At 62.9% G+C, this 898-nt stretch carries 1 protein-coding gene; it reads left to right on the forward strand.

What is annotated here, in order from left to right; genetic code table 11:
- Positions 1-898: polyketide synthase dehydratase domain-containing protein (locus I8U19_RS17110; protein WP_198056624.1), on the forward strand; the 898-nt coding region annotated here is incomplete at both ends.

Raw genomic sequence — 898 nt, forward strand, 5'->3', positions numbered from 1 at the left:
TGTACAGCGGGAAGAAACCCGGACGGATGAGTCTGCCCACCTATCCGTTTGCCCGGCAGCGCTGCTGGATTCCGGCGGAAGAGAGAAAAGAGCGGCCGCTCACAGGCACCGTGCTCCATCCGCTGCTGCACCGGAATACCTCCGATTTGTATGAACAGCGGTTCAGCTCCGTGTTCACGGGCGAAGAATTTTTCCTGTCCGACCATCTGGTCGGAGGGAAGCGGGTTCTGCCGGGAAGCGCCTGTTTGGAAATGGCCCGGGCGGCCGTCGACCAGGCCGTCGGCGGCTGGACGGGAGAAGGGAAAGGGATTCGCCTGCGGCAGGTGAATTGGCTCCGGCCCGTCGTGGCAGGCGAGCAGCCGGTGGAAGTCCACATCGGGCTGATCGCGGAAAATGAAAACGAGATCGCCTATGAAGTGTACAGCGAAACCGATGCGGGAGAAGAGGTGGTTCACAGCGAGGGAACGGCCGAACTGATGACGGACGCAGTCCCGCCGGTGCTGGATCTGGAAGCGGTCAAAGGGGAATGTTCCCGCAGGACGCTGACCGCGGAGGAAATGTATGAAGCCTTCGCCAGAATGGGCATCCGGTATGGAGAGACCCACCGGGGGATAGCGGAAGTGCATGTGGGAGAGGGGCAAGTGCTGGCCCGCCTGCACCTGCCTTCCGCGGCAGCGGAAGCGGGCAAGGGCTTCCACCTCCACCCGGGGATGGTCGATGCGGCGATCCAGGCGGGTTTGGGGCTGGGCATTGATTCCGGCCGTCTCGAGCCTGCGCTTCCGTTTGCCGTGGAAGAAGTGGAGATCTACGGCAAAACCGGCCCGGCGATGTGGGCACGGGTTCATCAGGAAACCGGCGGGAAGTTGTCCGTCGATCTGTGCGACGAAACCGGCCGGAT

It is taken from the genome of Thermoactinomyces sp. CICC 10523, from assembly GCF_016055105.1.
Classification (GTDB): domain Bacteria; phylum Bacillota; class Bacilli; order Thermoactinomycetales; family Thermoactinomycetaceae; genus Thermoactinomyces_A; species Thermoactinomyces_A daqus.